The 1,726-nt window shown below is 72.7% G+C and carries 2 protein-coding genes and 1 pseudogene; all 3 read right to left on the bottom strand.

Translation table 11 applies throughout. From position 1 onward, the window contains the following. Positions 1 to 567: pseudogene (locus I5G_RS23435) on the bottom strand (carbamoyl-phosphate synthase domain-containing protein); the annotation flags it as partial. Continuing rightward, positions 564 to 1,064 (bottom strand): hypothetical protein, encoded by a 501-nt coding sequence (locus I5G_RS18005; protein ID WP_022880303.1) that lies wholly within the window; start codon positions 1,062 to 1,064, stop codon positions 564 to 566. The gene I5G_RS18005 and the pseudogene I5G_RS23435, both read right to left, overlap by 4 nt. Further along, positions 1,061 to 1,726 (bottom strand): amidohydrolase family protein (locus I5G_RS18000; protein ID WP_022880302.1); only part of this gene is annotated, 666 nt, incomplete at its 5' end. The genes I5G_RS18000 and I5G_RS18005, both read right to left, overlap by 4 nt.

Below are 1,726 nucleotides of genomic sequence, written 5' to 3'. Positions count from 1 at the left end.
CCGATGCGCTCGGCGTCCCCCGGGGGACCTCGACCTCGGTCACCGACACCTCGGCGACAGGTTGCGGCCCGCCATGCGGGGGGCGGCGAGCACGCGGCGCAGCTGCTCGTCCGCGTCGAGGTTCACCGCGTCGCCGGAGAAGACGCCGCCGCGCATGCTGCCCGACGAACGGATGCGGCGCGTGAGCGCGCGGGTGTCGATGCCGGAGATACCGACGATGCCGTCCTCCACGAGTGCGTCGTCGAGCGAGCGGTTGGCGCGCCAGTTCGACACGACGCGCGAGGGGTCGCGCACCACGTAGCCGGCGACCCAGATGCGGCGGGACTCGGGGTCTTCGTCGTTCACGCCCGTGTTGCCGATGTGCGGGGCGGTCTGCAGCACGATCTGACCGGCGTACGAGGGGTCGGTGAGGGTCTCCTGGTAACCGGTCATGCCGGTGGCGAAGACGACCTCGCCGAAGGTCTCGCCGCGTGCGCCGTACGCGCGGCCGGGGTAACGGGTGCCGTCTTCCAGCACCAGGACGGCGGGTTCGCGCGAGATGCGCGGAGGGGAGATCAGGGCGGTCATGCGTCGCTTCCTGTCGAGATGAGCGGACGGATGGCGTCGGCGAGGGATCGGGCCGAGGCATCCTGGGGTCGGAGGTAGGTGTCGACGACGGTGTCGTCGTCGATGCGCCAGCTGACGCGCGTCAGGCCGTCGCGCTCCACCACGCGGTCGATGGCGACCGTGGCAAGAGCTGCGTCGACGAGGCGGTCACGGGTGAGCGCGATACGGGGCTGGCCCGGCAGGTCGAGGGCGATCCCGGCCGAGGTGACCGTGACGTCCACGCGGGAGCGGAACGCGAGGCCGCGGATCGCGAGGCGCTCCAGGGGCTCGTCGTGTCGCGTGGTCGCGACGTACAGGCCCGGGAACACACCCGTCTCCACGGCGCCGTCGGGAAGCTCTCCCACCGGGGCGGAGTAGCGCGCATCGCGCCGCGTTCGTCGGAGCCAGGCCACGGCGAAGACCGCCAGCAGGACGACGGCGACCCCCGCCATCACCAGCAGGGCGCCTTCGCGCGTCACGCGAGCACCCCCGGCGCCTCGAGCACCGCGCCGTCGACGACGGTCGGGATGCCGGAGCGCACGGTCCAGCGGATCTCGCCCGGGAGCTCGCGACCGAGGTACGGCGAGTTCTTGCTGCGACCGCGGAGGTCGCCGAGCCCGAACGTGCGCGCGGGGCGCGGGTCGTACAGCGTGAAGCTCGCGGGGTTGCCGGCGGTGAGCGGGGTGCCGTGGCCGTCGAGACGGCCGATGCGGGCGGGCGTGCGCGACATCACCCGGGCGACGTCGATCCACTCGAGGAGCCCGGTCTCGACCATGGCCTGGTGGACGACGCGCAGCGCGCTCTCCAGACCCACCATGCCGTTCGCGGCGGCGGCCCACTCGCACGACTTCGCCTCGGCCGGGTGCGGCGCGTGGTCGGTCGCGACGATGTCGATCGTGCCGTCGGCCAGACCCTCGCGCACCGCGAGCACGTCCTCCTCGCGGCGCAGCGGCGGGTTCACCTTGAACCGCGCGTCGTAGTCGCGCACGAGCTCGTCGGTGAGCAGCAGGTGGTGCGGGGTCACCTCGGCGGTGACGTTCACGCCGCGCTTCTTTGCCCAGCGAATGATGTCGACCGACCCGGCCGTCGACAGGTGGCACACGTGCAAACGCGAGCCCACGTGCTCGGGGAGCAGCACGTC

The organism is Microbacterium sp. B19 (genome assembly GCF_000333395.1).
In the GTDB taxonomy this organism is placed as follows: Bacteria; Actinomycetota; Actinomycetes; order Actinomycetales; family Microbacteriaceae; genus Microbacterium.
Note: the sequence above shows the minus strand (reverse complement) of the source record. Positions and strands in the feature narration are given on the sequence as shown.